The following is an 18,730-nucleotide window of genomic DNA, read 5'->3' as shown; positions in this document are numbered from 1 at the left end:
CCCACCACCCCCGCACCCTCCGCCCTCCGGGCCCGGGTCCGCAGCCTCGGCCCGTCCATGACCCGCTCCGTGCAGGCCGTCGCCGAGGCCGTCGCCTCCGACCCGGCCGGCTGCGCGCAGCTCACCGTCTCCGCCCTCGCCGAGCACACCGGCACCAGCGACGCCACCGTCGTCCGCACCGCCCGCCTCCTCGGCTACCCCGGCTACCGCGACCTGCGCCTCGCGCTGGCCGCGCTCGCCGCGCAGCAGGAGTCCGGCGCCGCGCCCGCCGTCACCGTCGACATAGCCGTCGACGACCCCCTCGCGGACGTCGTCGCCAAGCTGGCCCACGAGGAGGCGCAGACCCTCGCCGACACCGCCGCCGGGCTCGACCTGACCCAGCTGGCCGGCGCCGTCACCGCCCTCGCGACCGCCCGGCGCATCGACATCTACGGCGTCGGCGCCTCCGCCCTCGTCGGCCAGGACCTCGCCCAGAAGCTGCTGCGCATCGGCCTGATCGCCCACGCCCACCAGGACACCCACCTCGCCGTCACCAACGCCGTCCTGCTGCGCCCCGGCGACGTGGCCGTCGCCGTCACCCACTCCGGCTCCACGGGCGACGTCATCGAGCCGCTCCGTACGGCCTTCGAGCGCGGCGCCACCACCATCGCGCTCACCGGCCGCCCGAACGCCCCCGTCGCCCACTACGCCGATCACGTCCTGGCCACCTCCGCCGCCCGCGAGACCCAGCTGCGCCCGGCCGCCATGTCCAGCCGGACCAGCCAGCTCCTCGTCGTGGACTGCCTGTTCGTCGGCGTGGCGCAGCGGACGTACGAGACCGCCGCACCCGCCCTCGCCGCCTCGTACGAGGCGCTCGCCCCCCGCCACCAGACCGCCGTACCGACCGGCAAGCGCAGCAGCACCGCCCGCTAGGAGCCCGACCATGACCGCGTACACCGCCCTCCGCGCCCAGCTGGAGACCCTGACCACCGAGGCCTTCCGGCCCGAACTGGCCGAGGTCGACCGGCTGTCCACCCTGGAGATCGCCCGCCTGATGAACGCCGAGGACGCCACCGTCCCGGCCGCCGTCGCCTCGCGGCTGCCGGAGATCGCCGCCGCGATCGACGCGATCGCCGAGCGGATGGCGCGCGGCGGCCGGCTCGTCTACGCGGGCGCCGGCACCGCGGGCCGGATGGGCGTGCTGGACGCCAGCGAGTGCCCGCCCACCTTCAACACCGACCCGGCGGAGGTCGTCGGCCTGATCGCCGGCGGCCCCTCGGCCATGGTCAAGGCCGTCGAGGGCGCCGAGGACTCCCGGGAGCTGGCCGCCGAGGACCTCACCGCGCTGGAGCTGGGCCCCGACGACACCGTGGTCGGCGTCTCCGCCTCCGGGCGCACCCCGTACGCGATCGGCGCCGTCGAGTTCGCCCGTACGCGCGGCGCGCTCACCCTCGGGCTGTCCTGCAACGCGGGCTCGGCGCTCGCCGCGGCCGCCGAGCACGGCATCGAGGTGGTCGTGGGGCCCGAACTGCTCACCGGATCGACCCGGTTGAAGGCCGGTACCGCCCAGAAGCTCGTACTCAACCTGATCTCGACGGTGACGATGATCCGGCTCGGGAAGACGTACGGGAACCTGATGGTCGACATGCGCTCCTCGAACGAGAAGCTGCGCGCCCGCGCCCGCCGCATCGTGGCCCTGGCCACCGGCGCGCCCGACGAGGAGATCGAGGCCGCGCTGACGGCCACCGGCGGCGAGGTGAAGAACGCCATCCTCGTCGTCCTCGGCGGCGTCGACGGCCCGAAGGCCGCCGAGCTGCTCGCCTCCTCGCGGGGGCACCTGCGCGCCGCGCTCGCCGCGGCCTCCTGACCGGCCCCACCCCGCCCGCAACCCGCCCCCGCCCGCACCCCCGACGCAAGGCGACCCCAGCATGTCCACTGACAAGAACCGCGCCACAGCCGCCGCGATCCTTCCTCTGGTCGGCGGCCCGGACAACATCACCTCGATCGCGCACTGCATGACCCGCCTGCGCATCGGCCTGCGCGACCGGAGCCTGGTCCAGGAGGAGGCCCTCAAGGCCGTCCCGGCGGTCATGGGCGTGGTCGAGGACGACACCTACCAGATCGTGCTGGGGCCGGGCACGGTCGCCCGGGTCACCCCGGAGTTCGAGGCGCTCGTCGCGGAGGGCCGCGCGGCGGCGCCGGCCGCGGCCGGGGTGTCCACGCCCGCCCCCGGCGGCCCCGGCGGCCCCGGCGGCCCCGGCGGCCATCCGGTCACGGCCTCGGAGCTGGCCTCGCAGGGTGCGGCACTGAAGCAGGCCCGCAAGGCCAGGAACGCCACCCCCTTCAAGCTGTTCCTGCGCCGCATCGCGAACATCTTCGTACCGCTCATCCCCGCCCTGATCGGCTGCGGCGTCATCGCGGGCCTGAACGGCCTGCTGACGAACCTGGGCTGGCTGCCCGCCATCGTCCCGGCGCTCGCCGCCATCGCCTCAGGCTTCATGTCGCTGATCGCGGTCTTCGTCGGCTACAACACCGCCAAGGAGTTCGGCGGTACGCCGATCCTGGGCGGCGCCGTCGCCGCGATCATCGTCTTCCCCGGCGTCGCGAAGGTCGCCGCCTTCGGGCTGGAGCTCAAGCCCGGCCAGGGCGGCGTCCTCGGCGCGCTCGCCGCGGCCCTGCTCGCCGTGTACGTGGAGAAGTGGTGCCGCAAGTGGGTCCCCGAGGCGCTGGACGTACTGGTCACGCCCACCCTCACGGTCCTGATCTCGGGCCTGGTCACCCTCTTCGGCCTGATGTTCCTCGCCGGTGAGGCCTCCACCGCCATCGGCACCTTCGCCGACTGGCTCCTCGCCACCGGCGGCGCCTTCGCCGGCCTGGTCCTCGGCGGGCTGTTCCTGCCGCTGGTGATGCTGGGCCTGCACCAGGCCCTGATCCCCATCCACACCACGCTCATCGAGCAGTCCGGGTACACCGTCCTGCTGCCCATCCTCGCCATGGCGGGCGCGGGCCAGGTCGGCGCGGCCGTCGCCGTCTACTACAAGCTCCCGCACAACGGCTCGCTGCGCTCCACCATCAAGTCCGCGCTCCCGGCCGGCTTCCTGGGCGTCGGCGAGCCGCTGATCTACGGCGTCTCGCTGCCGCTGGGCCGCCCCTTCGTCACCGCCTGCGTCGGCGGCGCGGCCGGCGGGGCCTTCGTCGGTCTCTTCAACCAGCTGGGCGTGGGCTTCGGCTCGACCGCCATCGGCCCCTCGGGCTGGGCCCTCTTCCCGCTGCTGGACGGCACGTCGGGCATGGGCGCCACCCTCGCGATCTACGCGGGCGGTCTGGCGGTCGGCTACCTGGTGGGCTTCGCCGCCACCTACTTCTTCGGCTTCACGCGGCAGATGCTGGCCGAACTCAACACCGCCCCGGAACCCGCCCCGCCCGCCCCGGCCACCGGCTCCGACCCCGACCCCGACAAACAGCCCGCCCTGGCCTGAACCCCGCGCCGGCGCCGCCACGCCGACCAGCTTCGTCCCTTCACCCGCACTCGACGCAGGAGCAGAGACCAGGAAGGATGATCCGATTTGCCACACATGATGATCTTTCAGTTTGTATGTGTCGCAGACCGGTTGACCCGTACGTGGAGTCCTTCGGCCACCCCTCCCGCCGCCCGCCCCACTCGATTCCCGTCCGGCCCCGCGGGTCCGGCAGGATGCGCTCATGAGCGACGCGATACCCCCTGTGGTCCCCACAGGCCGACTGGCCGCCCTGCCCCAGCCGGAGTTCTACCTCCCCGGTACCGGCGGGCTGCACCTGCGCCCCTGGACCGCGTACGACGCGCCCGCCCTCGTCGAGGCCTGCCACGACCCGGACATCCGGTTCTGGAACCGCCCCAGCCTGCTCGACGAGGCCGGAGCGGTGGCGCGGATCGCCCGCTGGGAAACCCGCCGGCAGGCCGAGGAGGGCGTGCTCTGGGCCGTGGCACCCGCCCAGGGCGGCCAGGCCTTCGGCCTGGTCGGCCTGGGGGACGTCGACCTCGCGGGCGGCAGCGCCGAGTTCCTGTACTGGCTGCTGCCCGCCGGTCGCGGCGTCGGGGTGATGGCGCGGGCCATCGACCTGGTCAGCCGCTGGGCCTTCGAGACCCTCGGCCTGCACCGCCTGCGCATCACCCACTCCGTGCGCAACCCGGCGTCCTGCGTCGTCGCCCTCCGCGCCGGGTTCCCCCTGGAGGGCATCATGCGCGGCGCGCTCCTGCACGCGGACGGCTGGCACGACGAGCACCTGCACGCCCGCCTGCGCACCGACTGAGCGGGCGCGCCGCCGGAGCGCCGGGTCCGGCTGTCAGATCCCGCCGGTGAACAGCAGCCCGTTCGGGCTGGACTTGCTGATGCTGCTCAGCACGTCCTTGGTGGACTCGTCGCCGAGCCACGCCACGATGTCCTCGGGCGCCGCCTTCGGGTTCGCCTGCTTGTAGAGCGCGACGACCCCGGCGACGTGCGGCGACGCCATGGACGTACCGTCCAGGGCCACGCTGCCGCCGCCCAGCTTCGCGGACAGGATCTGCTCGCCGGGGGCGTAGATCTCCACGCACCCGCCGTAGTTCGAGAAGGAGGTCTCCTCGTCCCACTTGTCGGAGGCCGCCACCGTCACCACCTTCGACGCGGACGCCGGGGAGACCAGGCAGGCGTCCTTCGAGGAGTTGCCGGCCGCGACGACCGGCAGGACGCCCGCCGCGGTCACCGCGTCGGCGGCGTCGTTCACGGCGTCGGACCTGTCCCCGCCGAGGGAGGCGTTCAGCACGGCGGGCTGCGTGGCGTTCCTGGCCACCCAGTCCAGTCCGGCGACGATCCCCGAGAGCGTGCCCTGACCGTCGCACCCGAGCACCCGCACGCTGACGAGGTTCGCCTTCTTCGCGACCCCGTACGTGCTGCCGCCGACCGTGCCCGCGACGTGCGTACCGTGACCGTTGCAGTCCGCGCCGCCCTGGCCGTCGCCCACGGCGTCGAAGCCGAAGACGGCGCGGCCGCCGAACTCGTCGTGCCCGTACTCGATGCCGGTGTCGAGGATGTACGCGGTCACCCCGGAGCCGTTGCCCTGGGTGGTGAACTGGCCGTCGCCCTGCCCGTTCGCCTTGTCCCACGCCCGCTGGTCGATCCGGTCGAGCCCCCACGACGAGGCCGGCGCCCGCGTCGCCCCGGTCCTGCTCGGCTTGGGCACCGACTGGACCTTCGCGTCCTCCTCGACCGCCTTCACGCCCAGGCTGTTGCGGACGATCGTCAGCTGGAGCGGGGTCAGCGGGACGGCGAAGCCGTTCAGCGCCGAGGTGTAGAGGAACGACGGCTTCAGGCCCAGCCGCTTCGCCGCCTGCGCCGCGTCCACCCCCTTCTCGAGGGTCACGATGTACCGGCCGGGCACGGCGTTGGCGGCGGTCTTCAGCGGCACCGGGGTCGGTTCCGGAGCGGCGGCGGACGCCGTCCCGGCCAGAGCCGGGGTCATGGCGATGAGCGTGGCGGTGGCCACACGTACGAACAGGCGCATGGGGGAAGCTCCCTGACGGGGTGGGGGCGGCGCGGACGAGCCGCCCCCGCGGCTGTCAGGTGCTGCCGCGGGGGCGGCCTTCCGTCCATCGGTGCCACCCCTCGGCGGGTTGAACCAGCCCCGCGCGCCCGCCGGCCGGGCGCCGCGCGCCCCGATACGCCCGCTTCGCGGGCTGCGGAAACGGTTATTCCGGGCGCGTACGGTCCGGGGCCGCCCGGGCAAGATCACCCGTACGGCCTTCCGCCACCCCGGGGCGCACGGCCGGTGCGCTCCCCGTGACCCCGCCGCACCCCGGGCGGTCGTTGACCGGTCCCGCCCGGCGTGATGCCCTCGGCCCCATGCGCAACCCCCTGAGCCGAGCCACCGTGCCCTTGGCCGCCACCGTCCTGGCCGCCGTGGCAGCCCTGCCCGCGGCCGCCGCCACGCCCCTCCCCGTACCGGAGTTCCGCGCGGCCGCTCCGGCCGCTCCGGCCGCTCCGGCCGCCGACCATCCCACGTACATCGTCACCGTCCACCCGGAACTCGACCCGGGCACCGTCGCCGAGGCCTACGGGATCACCCCGATCCACGTGTACCGCGACGCCCTGAACGGATTCGCCGCCCGCCTCTCCCCGGAGCAGGTCGAGGACCTCCGGGCGACGCGGTCCATCGTGCGGTCCGTCGAGGCGGACGGCACCGCGTCCGGCTCCGGGATCTTCTGAGGACAGGCCGGCCCGCTTCCCGTCGGCCGACCCCGGGCGGGAACGGGGCCTGTCGGCGGATCAGTGGGGGAAGTGCTCCGTCTCCAACGTCACCGAGAAGGGGTCCGGGAGCTTCAGCGCTTCGCCGAAGGCCACCCGCTCGCCGGGTTCGGCCATGGCCCGGGAGCCGCTCCATCCAGCGTCCCACGATCGGGGGGGCGCACGCAGCTGTCTCCGCGCCGCGCCGCCCCCGTCCGCCGGGTGTTCCGGACGGAACGGACTAGCGCCGGTACACCCGCAGTGCCGACACCTCGTACGACATCTCCGTGGCCCCCGGGTCCGGCGCCGGGTGGTAACGGCCCGCCGAGACCGAGAGGTTGACGATGAGGTACGCCCGCCAGTTCCGGCCGACGCCCCGGCCGTCGCTGAAGACGCGGGCCCCGTTCACCCACCAGACGACCGAGTTCCTCCCGAACTCGACCTTCAGGTCGACCCACCCGCCGGGCCGCACCGACGGGTCGCGGTGGTAGCGGTGGCCCTCGCGGACGTGGTTGGACAGCTCCAGCAGGTCCGGGTTGTCGGGGTGGTACTCGAAGACGTCGATCTCCTGCCCGCCGTCCCGCCAGGTCCAGATCGCGGGCCACGCCCCGCGCTCCACCGGGAGCCTCACCCGGGCCTCCAGCACGTCGCCGGTGCGCGCCATGAACCCGCCGTCGCTGCCCTCGGTGGTGAGCAGGCCGGCGTCCCAGTTGCCGTCGGGGCGCAGGGTCGCCCGGAAGACCCCGCCACGGCTGTAGGAGGGGTCGGCGACGAGGTGGTCCAGCTTGTTGTCGTTCGGGTTGACCGGGCCGCCGCCGGGATACGCCCACGAGCGGCCGGCGACCCACTGGGAGGTGGAGGCGAAGTCGGCGGTGAAGACGGGAGTGCGGCGCGGCGCGAACACGGGCACGCCTCCACCGCCCTGAGGAACGAGGCGGCTTGTCAGGCGCCGCAGCCATCCGAGCGTGTCCGAGAGCATGTCAGTGCTTTGCCCGCCGGAAACCGGCCGAACCTCCGGTTCTCGCTGAGAGTAATCGCATGAACGCTTTCAGCGAACAGAGGCGTGCGCCGCGCGCACGAAGGCGTCGATGAGCGCCGGGGACTTCACTCCCCGCTCCCCCTCGACTCCACTGGAGACGTCCACGCCCCACGCTCCCGTGGTCTCCAGGGCCTCCCGGACGTTGCCGGGGGTCAGTCCGCCCGCCAGGAGCCAGCGGCCCTCCGGCGCCGTGAACTCCGCGGAGCCCCAGTTCCAGGGCTTGCCGGAGCCCGGATCGGGCGCGTCGATCAGCAGCAGGTCCTCGCCGTACTCCCCGCACCGCCGGACGTGCTCCGCGGTGGCCCGCAGCAGCGTCCGGCCCCCGGCCCGCAGCGCCGCGAAGTCCTCGGGGCCCTCCTCGCCGTGCAGCTGGACGCCCCGTACGCCGCTCTCCTCGGTGAACCGGCGGACCTCCGCCACCGACTGCCCCCGGAACACCCCGACGGTGAGCACCCCCTCCGGCACCTCCGCCGCGAGGGCGCGCGCGGTCGCGGCGTCGACCGTACGCGGGCTGCCCGGGGCGAACACGAACCCGACGGCCCCCGCCCCCGCGGCCACGGCCGCCTCGACGTCGCGCGCGTTCCTGAGGCCGCAGATCTTGACGAAGGGTGCGCTGCTCTCGCTCATCCCCCGAGTCAACCAAACCCGCCCGCCCCGTGGCACTCCGTCCCGAGGACCGGGCACGGCCCCGGCCCCGGCCCCGGCCCCGGCGCTAGCCTGATCTGAGACACGGGCCCCGGCCCGGCACAGCACGCACGCCATGCGGAGGACCACGGTGACCACCATGACCGAACGGGCCACACCCATGGACACCACACCGTCGGCTCCTCCGACATTCGGGAGCCTCCTGCGCACTGTCGAGGAGATGAACACGCCGGACGGCTTCAGGGCCGAGCTCATCCGGGGGAAGATCGTCGTGTCACCGTGGTCCAAGCTGCGCTACGTCCGCCCCATGCGTGCCCTGCGCCGACAGCTGGAGGCAGAGGCTCCGGACGGGCACATCGTGGAGACCTCCCCCTTTCTCTTCCGGTTTCCCTCGGCCGGTCGCGCGTACGGCCCCGATCTCTTCGTCGCCGACGAAGCGGCCCCGGAAACCGTTCGTGGCGGCGCGGCCGCGGCCCGCAGAATCGTCCGATGAACGACAACAGGGTGGGGATCACCACAGGCGGCGCGGACGCCGGGCTCGACGCACGGCTCGGCAAGGAGCTCGACGCCTTCAACCAGGCGGCGACGGCGGGACACGAGCAGTCCGAGTTCACCGTCCGGGTCACGGACGCGGACGGCGCGCTCGTCGCCGGGCTCAGCGGCTGGAGCTGGGGCGACCGGGCGGGCATCGGCATGACCTGGGTGCGCGAGGACAGCCGCGGCGACGGCTGGGGCGGCAGGCTGCTGGCAGCCGCCGAGGACGAGGCCCGCCGGCGCGGCTGCGTGAGCGTCCTCGTCTCGTCGTTCACCTTCCAGGCCCCGGCCTTCTACGCCCGCCACGGCTACGTGGAGACGGCCCGCGTCCCCGGCTTCCCGGGCGGCCACGAGGACGTGTACTTCCTCAAGCAGCTCTGACCCGGCCCACGCCCCCGCTCCCGGCGGCCGGACAAACGCCCGAGGGCGGCACCCCCCGCGGGGGGTGCCGCCCTCGTTCGAGAACAGCCGATCAGCCGGGGCCGATCAGAAGTCCATGTCACCACCCGGCATGCCGCCGCCCGCGGGGGCACCGGCCTTCTCGGGCTTGTCGGCGATGACGGCCTCGGTCGTCAGGAACAGCGCGGCGATCGACGCGGCGTTCTGCAGCGCGGAGCGCGTGACCTTCGCCGGGTCGATGATGCCCTCGGCGATGAGGTCGACGTACTCGCCGGTGGCCGCGTTCAGACCCCAGCCCGGGGTCAGGTTGCGGACCTTCTCCACGACGACGCCACCCTCGAGGCCGGCGTTGACGGCGATCTGCTTCAGCGGGGCTTCCAGGGCGAGCTTGACGGCGGCAGCGCCGGTCGCCTCGTCACCCGTGAGCTCCAGCTTCTCGAAGACCGCGGAGGCCTGCAGCAGGGCCACGCCGCCACCGGCGACGATGCCCTCCTCGACGGCCGCCTTCGCGTTGCGAACGGCGTCCTCGATGCGGTGCTTGCGCTCCTTGAGCTCGACCTCGGTCGCGGCGCCGGCCTTGATGACGGCCACGCCGCCGGCCAGCTTCGCGAGGCGCTCCTGGAGCTTCTCGCGGTCGTAGTCCGAGTCGGAGTTCTCGATCTCGACGCGGATCTGGTTGACGCGACCGGCAACCTGGTCGCTGTCGCCGGCACCGTCGACGATGGTGGTCTCGTCCTTGGTGATGACGACCTTGCGGGCGCGGCCCAGCAGGTCGAGACCGGCGTTCTCCAGCTTGAGGCCGACCTCCTCGGAGATGACCGTGCCGCCCGTGAGGATGGCGATGTCACCGAGCATGGCCTTGCGGCGGTCGCCGAAGCCCGGGGCCTTGACGGCGACGGACTTGAAGGTGCCGCGGATCTTGTTGACGACCAGGGTCGACAGGGCCTCGCCCTCGACGTCCTCGGCGATGATCAGCAGCGGCTTGCCGGACTGCATGACCTTCTCCAGGAGCGGCAGCAGGTCCTTGACCGAGCCGATCTTGGAGTTGACGATCAGGATGTACGGGTCGTCGAGGGACGACTCCATGCGCTCCATGTCGGTGGCGAAGTACGCCGAGATGTAGCCCTTGTCGAAGCGCATGCCCTCGGTGAGCTCGAGCTCCAGACCGAAGGTCTGCGACTCCTCGACCGTGATGACGCCTTCCTTGCCGACCTTGTCCATCGCCTCGGCGATGAGCTCGCCGATCTGGGTGTCGGCGGCGGAGATGGAGGCCGTGGAGGCGATCTGCTCCTTGGTCTCGACGTCCTTGGCCTGGGCGAGCAGGGCGGCGGAGACGGCCTCGACGGCCTTCTCGATCCCGCGCTTGAGGGCCATCGGGTTGGCGCCGGCGGCTACGTTGCGCAGGCCCTCGCGGACGAGCGCCTGGGCGAGCACGGTGGCGGTGGTCGTACCGTCGCCGGCGACGTCGTCCGTCTTCTTGGCGACTTCCTTGACCAGCTCGGCGCCGATCTTCTCGTACGGGTCCTCGAGCTCGATCTCCTTGGCGATGGAGACACCGTCGTTGGTGATCGTGGGGGCGCCCCACTTCTTCTCAAGGACGACGTTGCGACCCTTGGGGCCAAGGGTGACCTTGACGGCGTCGGCGAGCTGGTTCATCCCACGCTCGAGACCGCGCCGGGCCTCCTCGTTGAACGCAATGATCTTGGCCATCTGAAGTGGTCCTCCCGGACAGGGGTGGATTGCTCCGGACCGCGCCCGCGCCCGCGACGGACGGCCTGAGCACCCGGCGGTTCCTTCCCGCCGGACGCTGTGGGCCTCACCGACCCGGTCCTCGTTTTAGTAGCACTCTCACCGGGAGAGTGCTAACGCCAATGATTAGCACTCGGCCCCCTCGAGTGCAAGCGGCTTCGGTCAACACCCCGGGAAGAGGCAGGCGCCGCACGGGCCGTGGAGGCCGGACGCACGAGGGGCCCACATCCCTTGTCCAGGATGTGGGCCCCTCGTAGTGCCTCGTACGCCGCACTACGGTCCTGCCGTGCACGCCGTACGTACGCGTCGGTGGCCGATCGCGTGGGGACTAGCCGGCGGCCGCGAGCTTGACCATGTCAGCCTGCGGCCCCTTCTGGCCCTGCGAGATCTCGAACTCGACCCGCTGACCCTCTTCAAGGGTGCGGTAACCGTCCATCTGGATGGCGCTGTAGTGGACGAACACATCCGCGCCACCGTCGACCGCGATGAAGCCGTAGCCCTTCTCCGCGTTGAACCACTTGACGGTGCCCTGAGCCATGCCTAACTCCCCTATTACTGGCCCTTGCGCAGGAACGCACTTCGCGATCCCGGGTCAGAACTTGCGTCGGAACGCGTCGACCGAGGCTGAATGTATCCGCGCCGATGCTGTCTGCAACAGGTCAATCCGACGAGAAATCCGGCCACCCGGAAACATTGAAAAAGAGTGAAAATTTGGCATACTCCAGGGCAACTCGGGCCTGACATCTCTCGCCAAAGCCCCATAGCGCACACGCACATTGACCCGATGTCGACCCTCACGCGGCCCGTTCATATGCGGCGGGCAAGAACAGCGGAGGGGACTTCCCCAACCTTACCGCGCCCAATCAAGCAGAATTGCCCCCTCCGCTTATTAGCGGAGGGGGCAATTTCGGTTTTCGCGTGTCACCGCGCGCGGGGTGTCACCGCGCGGGCGGCCGACCGCACAGCCGGTCAGCAGCCTCCCGCGACGGCCGGGATGATCGAGACGCCGGCGCCGTCCGGGGTGACGGCCTCCAGGCCGCCCTCGAAGCGCACGTCGTCGTCGTTCACGTAGACGTTCACGAAGCGGCGGAGCTTGCCCTGGTCGTCCAGGACGCGCGCGGCGATGCCCGGGTGGCTCTTCTCCAGCGACTCGATGACCTCGGCCAGGTTCGCGCCCTCGGCGGAGACCTCGGTCTTGCCGCCGGTGTAGGTGCGCAGGATGGTGGGGATGCGGACGTTGACGCTCATGGCGCTACTGCCTTTCCGGTGTGCGAGGGAGGATCAGACCAGGCCGGCGGCGCGGAAGGCGTCCAGGCTCGGGCGGATGGTGGCGGTCTGCCCGCTGTCCGCGGCCACCGCCTCCAGGGTCTTGAGGCCGTCCCCGGTGTTCAGGATGACGGTGGTCAGCGCCGGGTCGAGGTGCCCGGCCTCGATCAGCTTCTTCGTGACGCCGACGGTCACGCCGCCCGCGGTCTCGGCGAAGATGCCCTCGGTCTGCGCCAGGATCTTGATGGCCTCGACGACCTGCTCGTCGTTGACGTCGTCGACGAAGCCGCCGGTGCGCCGCGCGATGTCCAGGACGTACGGGCCGTCCGCCGGGTTGCCGATCGCCAGGGACTTGGCGATGGTGTTCGGCTTCTGCGGGCGGACCACGTCGTGGCCGGCCTTGAAGGCGGTCGAGACCGGGGAGCAGCCCTCGGCCTGGGCGCCGAAGATCTTGTACGGCTTGTCCTCGACCAGACCGAGCCTGATCAGCTCCTGGAGGCCCTTGTCGATCTTCGTCAGCTGCGAGCCGGAGGCGATCGGGATGACCAGCTGGTCGGGCAGCTGCCAGCCGAGCTGCTCGCAGATCTCGTACGCGAGGGTCTTGGAGCCCTCGCCGTAGTACGGGCGCAGGTTGACGTTGACGAAGCCCCAGCCCTCGCCGAGCGGGTCGCCGATGAGCTCGGAGCAGAAGCGGTTGACGTCGTCGTAGTTGCCCTCGATGCCGACGAGGTCGCCGCCGTAGACACCGGCCATGACGACCTTGCCCTGTTCCAGGTCGTGCGGGATGAACACGCAGGAGCGGAAGCCGGCGCGGGCGGCCGCGGCGCCGACGGCGCCGGCCAGGTTGCCGGTGGAGGAGCAGGAGAGGGTGGTGAAGCCGAAGGCGCGGGCAGCCTCGACGGCGATGGCCACGACGCGGTCCTTGAAGGAGTGCGTCGGGTTGCCGGAGTCGTCCTTGACGTAGAGCTTGCCGGTGACGCCGAGTTCCTTGGCGAGGTTGGCCGCGTCCACGAGCTTGGTGAAGCCCGGGTTCAGGCTCGGCTTGGAGGCCACGTCGGCGGGGACGGGCAGCAGCGGCGCGTAGCGCCAGATGTTGTTCGGGCCGGCCTCGATCGCGGCGCGCAGGGCCTCGGGGTCACCGGTGGGAAGGTCGTAGGCGACTTCCAGCGGGCCGAAGCACTCGACGCACGCGAAGATGGGGCCGAGTTCGAAGCGGGTACCGCACTCGCGACAGGAAAGGCCGGTGGCGGGTCCGAGATCGACAGAGGTGGTTTCGGTCTGTGCAGCCATGATGGCGAGGCCCTTTCTCCTCATCTTCCCCATGGCGCACTTCGCCATGAGACGGAATTGGCACCTTCCCTAGCCGGGGACCTCGCGGAGTGTGCGCAGAACGCATCGCGAGAACCGACTGGAGGGTTGCCGGGGCTTCAACGGGCCGTGTCCCTCTGCCCCTCTGGATGAGCGGTATGGCACCGGGCCGCGCGCTCTTGGCGCGTCCGGGCATTTGTGGGCGAGCACCCCCGGCATGCGGTGGTGCTTCGCGTTGTTCAAGACTGTAACGGAAGGTCCGGGTGGTTGAGACAGCCGTCCGAACCGCGAGATGGATCACATTTCGGCTTATACCGCCGAGTAACCAGGGAGTGCCGAGAGTGCTGCAAGAGGTGGAGCGCTGGCTGGCCGAGCGCTCCTGGGCCGCCGCCGACCGACCGCTCGCCCAGCTGATCGAACGGAAGCGGGCCACGGGCACCACGGTCAGCGTGGTGCTGCCCGCGCTCGACGAGGAGGCGACGGTCGGCGAGATCGTCGAGGTGATCCGGCGCGAGCTGATGGACGGGCTGCCCGTCCCCCTGGTGGACGAACTGCTCGTGGTCGACTCGGGTTCCACCGACCGGACGGCGGAGGTGGCGGCGAAGGCCGGCGCCCGGGTGGAGCACCGGGACGGCATCCTGCCCCGCGTCCCGGCGCTGCCCGGCAAGGGCGAGGTGCTGTGGCGCTCGCTGCTGGCCACCACCGGCGACGTCGTGTGCTTCGTCGACGCCGACCTGCGGGACTTCTCGGCCTCCTTCGTCTCCGGCATCGTGGGACCGCTGCTGACCGACCCCGAGGTGCAGTTCGTCAAGGCGATGTACGACCGCCCGCTGGGCGGCGCCCCGGGCCAGGGCGGGCGGGTGACCGAGCTGGTCGCCCGGCCCCTGCTCAACCTGCACTGGCCGCAGCTGGCGGGCTTCGTCCAGCCGCTGGGCGGCGAGTACGCCGTGCGGCGCTCGCTGCTGGAGCGGCTCCCCTTCCCCGTCGGGTACGGCGTCGAACTGGGCCTGCTGGTGGACGCGCTGCACACGGTCGGGCTGGACGCGCTGGCCCAGGTCGACGTGGGCGTACGGGTGCACCGCCACCAGGACGGGCAGGCGCTGGGCCGGATGGCCGCGGCGATCTACCGCACGGCGCAGCTGCGGCTCTCGCGCGGCCACCTCGTACGGCCGGAGCTGACGCAGTTCGAGCGGGGTCCCGACGGCTTCGTGCCGCGCACGTACGCGGTGGACACCGAGGAGCGGCCGCCGATGCGCGAGGTCGAGGAGTACGCCGTACGCCGCGTGGCGTGACGAATCGGACGGTTTGAGGGGGCCCGGGCCCGGCTAGGTTGGCGGCATGGCTTCTCAGGTACTCGTTGCAGCGAACCGCGGCCCGCTCTCCTACGCCCTGGCGGACGACGGAGCGCTCAGCGCCCGCCGCGGCGGGGGCGGACTCGTCTCCGGGCTCTCCGCCGCCCTCGCGGAGCAGCCGGACGCACTGTGGATCTGCGCGGCGCTCTCGGACGCCGACCGGGAGGCGGTGCGCCGGGGCGTCGCCGAGCCGGGCGTCCGGATGCTGGACATCGATCCCACGGTGTACGACGACGCGTACAACGGCATCGCGAACTCCGTGCTCTGGTTCACCCACCACCACCTGTACGACGTCCCGCGCGAGCCGGTCTTCGACGCGCGGTTCCGCCGCCAGTGGGACTCGTACACCGAGTACAACCGCGCCTTCGCGCAGGCCCTCGCGCAGGAGGCGGCGCCCGGCGCCCGCGTCCTGGTGCAGGACTACCACCTGGCGCTGGTCCCGGGGCAGCTGCGCGAGCTGCGGCCGGACCTGCGGATCGCGCACTTCACGCACACGCCGTGGGCCTCGCCCGAATTCCTCGGCATGCTCCCCGACGACGTCCGCCAGCAGCTCGTGTGGGGGATGCTCGGCGCGGACGTGCTGGGCTTCCACACGGGCGAGTGGGCCCGGAACTTCGTCGCGGGTGCGCAGGCCGACGACGCGAGCGGCGTGGCGGAGGGCTTCTGGCCGGCCGCGGGGCCCAGCGGGGTGCGGCACCGCAGGACGGTGGAGGACGGACGGCGCGAGGAGCCGCCGGAGGAGCCCCGGTTCACCGAGGTGACCGCCTTCCCCCTGGGCGTCGACGGGGACGACCTGCGAGCGCTCGCGCACCGGCCCGAGGTCGACGCGAAGCTGGCGGAGCTGCGGGCGGAGGTCGGGGACCGCAGGACGGTCGTCCGGGTGGACCGCACGGAGCTGTCGAAGAACATCCTGCGCGGCCTGCTGGCCTACCGTGAGCTGCTGACGGTCCACCCCGAGTGGCGCGGCCGGGTCGTGCACCTGGCCTCCGCGTACCCGTCGCGGCAGGACCTGAAGGTCTACCGGGACTACACGGCGTCGGTGGCGGAGCTGGCGGCGGAGATCAACGCGGAGTTCGGCGCGGAGGGCTGGCAGCCGGTGCTGGTGTCGGTGAAGGACGACTTCACGCGCTCGCTGGCGGCCTATCGGCTGGCGGACGTGGCCCTGGTGAACCCGGTGCGCGACGGGATGAACCTGGTGGCGAAGGAGATCCCGGTGGTGTCGGAGGCGGGCTGCGCGCTGGTGCTGTCGACGGGCGCGGGGGCGTACGAGGAGCTGCGCGACCACGCGCTCACGGTGAACCCGTTCGACGTGACGCGGACGGCGGAGGCCCTGAACGAGGCGCTGACCATGCCGGAGCCGGAGCGCGCGGAGCGTACGAAGCGGCTCGCGGCGGCGGCCACGGCGCTGCCCCCGGCGGCCTGGTTCCGCGCCCAGCTGGACGCCCTGGGCGCCCCGGACGCCTGACCCGCCGCCGCGGTGCGCGCGGCTGCGGGGCCGGGCCCCGGAGCCGCGCGCGAAGGCGGGGGTCAGGACCGCAGCGCGTCCGCCAGGGCGGCCAGCAGGGCGACGACCTCGGCGGGGCCGGCGAGCACGATGTCGGCCCGCGAGGCCAGTTCCGGGACCTCCGCGGAGCCGCTGCACACCAGCAGCCCCGGGTGCCCGTCGGTCCGCCGCTTCTCGACGGCGGCGTAGGCGGCGAGGTCGCCCAGGTCGTCCCCGGCGTACAGCACGGCCTCGGCGCCGGTCTCCTCCAGGAACTCGGTCAGCGCGACGCCCTTGTCCATGCCCGGGGGCCGCAGCTCCAGCACGGCCCGGCCGGGCTCCACCATCAGCCCGTGCCGTGCGGCCAGGTCGGCCAGCGGCTCGCGCAGGGCGTCGAAGGCGGCGGCGGGGTCGGCGGCGCGGCGCGTGTGGACGGCCAGCGCCTGGCCCTTCTCCTCGATCCAGGTGCCGCGCCAGGCCCCGATCGACTCCAGGAACCCCGGCAGCTCCGCCCGGACCGCCGCGACCCCGGGGTGCTCGGCCGGGGCGTGGACGGTGCCGGTGACGGCGTCCCAGCGCTCGGCGCCGTAGTGCCCGAGGACCACGAGGTGCTCGAGTCCGGGGACGCCGGCGAAGCCGCCGTAGCGTACGGCGACGCCCGCGGGGCGGCCGGTGACCACGGCGACGGAGGCGACCTCGGGGGCGAGCGCGGCCAGGGCCGGTACGGCTCCGGGGTGGGCTCGGGCCTGGTCGGGGTCGGGAACGATGTCGGCCAGGGTGCCGTCGAAGTCGAGGGCGACCACGGACCGGCGGGGTGCGCGGAGCAGGGCTTCCAGTCCCTCGCGTCCGGCTGCGGTGACGGGCATCGGCAGGTCGTGCGGATGGCTCCCCATACGGACGACCCTAACGGGCGAGCGGGGCGGCGGCTACGGCGCGGTACCCGTCCGATCCGGCCCGCCCCGGACGGTCACCGCCGCGCCCGCTGGGCTTCGCGGATGCGGCGCAGCCGGTTCACCGTGCCCGGGGCGTGGGCGAGCGCCCGGGGATCGTCCATCAGCGCGTTGAGCAGCTGGTAGTACCGGACCGGGGTCATCCCCAGCCCCTCGCGCACCGCCCGCTCCTTGGCGCCCGGTCCGGGCCAGGTGCGTGCCTCGTACGCGAGCACCTCGGCCTCCGTGGCCGTCAGCCGCCCCTCGTCCGTCATACCGCCAGATTAACGCCGCCCACCGACACCGGCCCGCGCCGGGCGCCGCCGGTGGACCGGCGGGCGTACACGCGGGCGCACCGGTGGGCGTACCGGCCGGTGGGCGCACCGGTGGGCCGGCGTACCGGCGTACCGGGTCAGCTCGGGTCGGCCTTGCGGGCCGCCAAGGCGATCTCTTCCAGCACCTTCGCGGGCTGGCCGCCCGGCTGCACGGTCTTGCCGATCTTCTGCTTGATGTCCTCGCTCACGCCCGCCCAGGACTTCTTGCCGACCGGATAGAGCCGGGAGTTCGGCAGGGCCGCCAGGAACGTCTTGAGCTGCGGTGAGGAGCCGCCCGTGCCCGCCTCGGCGGCCCGGTAGCCGCTCGTGGTGACCGGCAGCAGGTCGTACTTCTCGGTGAAGGCCGTCACGTTCTTCGCCTCGTACAGGTAGTCGAGGAACTTGCCGGACTCCTTGCGGTGCCCGTTCTTGAAGGCCATCACCCAGTCCGCGACGCCCATCGCCGGGTGCTCGGTGCCGTCCGCGGTCGGCAGGGCCACCATGCCGAACTTCACGCCCCGCTCGCCGGCCTGCTTGAGCAGCGTCGGGTGGCCGTTGAGCATGCCGACCTCGCCGCGCGCGAAGGCGTCGAAGGCGGCCTGGCGGTCCAGCTTGCCCGGTTCGACCGAGCCGGTCAGGCCCTGTCCGACGAGCTTGTCGCGCAGGAACTCCAGCGTCTTGGCGTTCTCGGCGGAGTCGAGGGAGTAGTTCTCCTCGTTGTCCGTGTAGCCGCCGCCGCCCGCGAGCATCCACATCATCGTCTCGGCCTGGGCCTCCTCGCGGCCCAGCGGCAGCGCGAAGGGGGTCGGGACGCCCGAGCCCTTCAGCTTCTTCGCGGCGGCCTCCAGCTCGGTCCAGCTCTTCGGCTGCCAGGCGGTCTTCCCGTCCTTGGGGACGATCCCGGCGTCGCCGAGCAGCTTCTCGTTGTAGAAGAGCAGGCGGGTGCTGGCGACGAAGGGCAGGCCGTACTGGACCCGCTTGACCTTGCCCGCGTCGGCGAGCGGGGCCAGGAAGTCCGCCTCGGTCTTCACGGAGAGCAGCTCGTCCGCGGTGTACAGCTTGCCGTCGGCCGCGTAGTCGGCGTAGGCGCCGATCTGGGCGATGTCGGGGGCCTTGCCGGCCTTGACCATCGCGGCGACCTTGGCGTCGACCTCGGACCAGTTCAAGACGCTGACCTCGACCTTGATGCCGGGGTGCTGCTTGGTGAAGGCGTCGCCGAGGTCCTTCCAGTACCCGGCGGAGGAGTTCTGCGGATTGTCCCCGTAGTCGGCCGCCACGACCCGCAGGGTCACCTCGTTATCACCGGCGAGTCCGTCGACGGCTCCGCAGCCCGTCAGCGTCACGCCCGTCAGGCAGAGTGCGGCGCCGGAGGCGGCCAGGCTCAGGTAACGGCGCTTCACAGTTCTCGTTCCACCCCTTGTTGTACGTACGATCCACGTAAGGTCTACACCACTTTGGCGACTGGTCCACATCCCGGGCGCGGTCCGTGTCCGC

19 protein-coding genes and 1 riboswitch are annotated in these 18,730 nt (G+C 72.5%); of the genes, 9 read left to right on the top strand and 10 right to left on the bottom strand.

Annotated features, from left to right (window positions below; translation table 11 throughout):
• The 4 genes from OTB16_RS31015 to OTB16_RS31000 form a co-directional block, all read left to right on the top strand.
• On the top strand, positions 1-912 hold a 912-nt coding region (locus tag OTB16_RS31015; RefSeq protein ID WP_267724581.1), incomplete at its 5' end, for a MurR/RpiR family transcriptional regulator.
• Between the two features lie 10 nt (positions 913-922).
• Positions 923-1,846 carry an N-acetylmuramic acid 6-phosphate etherase gene (gene murQ, locus OTB16_RS31010; protein WP_267724579.1) on the top strand — a complete coding sequence of 308 codons (924 nt, stop codon included), beginning with the start codon at positions 923-925 and terminating at the stop codon, positions 1,844-1,846.
• 61 nt (positions 1,847-1,907) lie between these two features.
• Positions 1,908-3,458 (top strand): PTS transporter subunit EIIC, encoded by a 1,551-nt coding sequence (locus OTB16_RS31005; RefSeq protein WP_267724577.1) that lies wholly within the window; start codon positions 1,908-1,910, stop codon positions 3,456-3,458.
• Positions 3,459-3,681: 223 nt separating this feature from the next.
• Positions 3,682-4,269: a GNAT family N-acetyltransferase gene (locus tag OTB16_RS31000; protein ID WP_267724575.1), complete on the top strand. Its 588-nt coding sequence runs from the start codon at positions 3,682-3,684 to the stop codon at positions 4,267-4,269.
• Positions 4,270-4,302: 33 nt separating this feature from the next.
• On the opposite strand, the gene OTB16_RS30995 is transcribed toward OTB16_RS31000, so the two are convergent.
• Complete coding sequence (locus OTB16_RS30995) at positions 4,303-5,499, bottom strand: S8 family peptidase (RefSeq protein WP_267724574.1); 1,197 nt, start codon at positions 5,497-5,499, stop codon at positions 4,303-4,305.
• 338 nt (positions 5,500-5,837) lie between these two features.
• On the opposite strand from OTB16_RS30995, the gene OTB16_RS30990 reads away from it, so the two are divergent.
• Positions 5,838-6,200: a protease inhibitor I9 family protein gene (locus OTB16_RS30990; RefSeq protein ID WP_267724572.1), complete on the top strand. Its 363-nt coding sequence runs from the start codon at positions 5,838-5,840 to the stop codon at positions 6,198-6,200.
• Between the two features lie 259 nt (positions 6,201-6,459).
• On the opposite strand, the gene OTB16_RS30985 is transcribed toward OTB16_RS30990, so the two are convergent.
• Positions 6,460-7,128 (bottom strand): LamG domain-containing protein, encoded by a 669-nt coding sequence (locus tag OTB16_RS30985; protein WP_267724570.1) that lies wholly within the window; start codon positions 7,126-7,128, stop codon positions 6,460-6,462.
• 138 nt (positions 7,129-7,266) lie between these two features.
• Complete coding sequence (locus OTB16_RS30980; protein ID WP_267724568.1) at positions 7,267-7,884, bottom strand: phosphoribosylanthranilate isomerase; 618 nt, start codon at positions 7,882-7,884, stop codon at positions 7,267-7,269.
• Positions 7,885-8,032: 148 nt separating this feature from the next.
• Between OTB16_RS30980 and OTB16_RS30975 the strand changes: the two genes are divergently transcribed.
• Together OTB16_RS30975 and OTB16_RS30970 are read left to right on the top strand one after the other, a co-directional pair.
• Entirely contained in the window at positions 8,033-8,395 is a 363-nt protein-coding gene (locus OTB16_RS30975) for a hypothetical protein (RefSeq protein WP_267724566.1), read from the top strand.
• Entirely contained in the window at positions 8,392-8,817 is a 426-nt protein-coding gene (locus OTB16_RS30970; protein ID WP_267724564.1) for a GNAT family N-acetyltransferase, read from the top strand. Before OTB16_RS30975 ends, OTB16_RS30970 begins: the two co-directional genes overlap by 4 nt.
• A gap of 105 nt (positions 8,818-8,922) precedes the next feature.
• Here OTB16_RS30970 and groL read toward each other — a convergent pair whose 3' ends face one another.
• The 4 genes from groL to thrC form a co-directional block, all read right to left on the bottom strand.
• The gene (groL, locus tag OTB16_RS30965) at positions 8,923-10,545 is read right to left on the bottom strand and encodes a chaperonin GroEL (protein ID WP_267724562.1); all 1,623 of its coding nucleotides are present in this window, start codon (positions 10,543-10,545) and stop codon (positions 8,923-8,925) included.
• Positions 10,546-10,912: 367 nt separating this feature from the next.
• The gene (locus OTB16_RS30960; protein WP_030232479.1) at positions 10,913-11,122 is read right to left on the bottom strand and encodes a cold-shock protein; all 210 of its coding nucleotides are present in this window, start codon (positions 11,120-11,122) and stop codon (positions 10,913-10,915) included.
• Between the two features lie 431 nt (positions 11,123-11,553).
• Positions 11,554-11,832 carry a MoaD/ThiS family protein gene (locus tag OTB16_RS30955; protein WP_267724557.1) on the bottom strand — a complete coding sequence of 93 codons (279 nt, stop codon included), beginning with the start codon at positions 11,830-11,832 and terminating at the stop codon, positions 11,554-11,556.
• A 33-nt stretch (positions 11,833-11,865) separates the two neighbouring features.
• Positions 11,866-13,164, bottom strand: a complete 1,299-nt coding sequence (gene thrC, locus OTB16_RS30950; RefSeq protein ID WP_267724555.1) for a threonine synthase — start codon at positions 13,162-13,164, stop codon at positions 11,866-11,868.
• A riboswitch (SAM riboswitch) is annotated at positions 13,158-13,314 on the bottom strand. It overlaps the preceding gene by 7 nt.
• A 185-nt stretch (positions 13,315-13,499) precedes the next feature.
• Between thrC and OTB16_RS30945 the strand changes: the two genes are divergently transcribed.
• Positions 13,500-14,450 carry a glucosyl-3-phosphoglycerate synthase gene (locus OTB16_RS30945; protein WP_267724553.1) on the top strand — a complete coding sequence of 317 codons (951 nt, stop codon included), beginning with the start codon at positions 13,500-13,502 and terminating at the stop codon, positions 14,448-14,450.
• Positions 14,451-14,496: 46 nt separating this feature from the next.
• On the top strand, positions 14,497-15,975 hold the full coding sequence (locus OTB16_RS30940; RefSeq protein WP_267724551.1) for an alpha,alpha-trehalose-phosphate synthase (UDP-forming): 1,479 nt from the start codon (positions 14,497-14,499) through the stop codon (positions 15,973-15,975).
• Between the two features lie 62 nt (positions 15,976-16,037).
• Here the strand turns inward: OTB16_RS30940 and otsB are convergent, their stop codons facing one another.
• The 3 genes from otsB to OTB16_RS30925 form a co-directional block, all read right to left on the bottom strand.
• The gene (gene otsB, locus OTB16_RS30935; protein WP_267724548.1) at positions 16,038-16,886 is read right to left on the bottom strand and encodes a trehalose-phosphatase; all 849 of its coding nucleotides are present in this window, start codon (positions 16,884-16,886) and stop codon (positions 16,038-16,040) included.
• A gap of 74 nt (positions 16,887-16,960) precedes the next feature.
• Entirely contained in the window at positions 16,961-17,197 is a 237-nt protein-coding gene (locus OTB16_RS30930; RefSeq protein ID WP_267724545.1) for a DUF3263 domain-containing protein, read from the bottom strand.
• A gap of 137 nt (positions 17,198-17,334) precedes the next feature.
• The gene (locus OTB16_RS30925; protein WP_476470175.1) at positions 17,335-18,636 is read right to left on the bottom strand and encodes an extracellular solute-binding protein; all 1,302 of its coding nucleotides are present in this window, start codon (positions 18,634-18,636) and stop codon (positions 17,335-17,337) included.
• Positions 18,637-18,730 lie beyond the last annotated feature (94 nt).

The organism is Streptomyces antarcticus, assembly GCF_026627255.1.
Classification (GTDB): domain Bacteria; phylum Actinomycetota; class Actinomycetes; order Streptomycetales; family Streptomycetaceae; genus Streptomyces; species Streptomyces antarcticus.
This window is presented reverse-complemented; position numbering and strand designations above follow the sequence as displayed.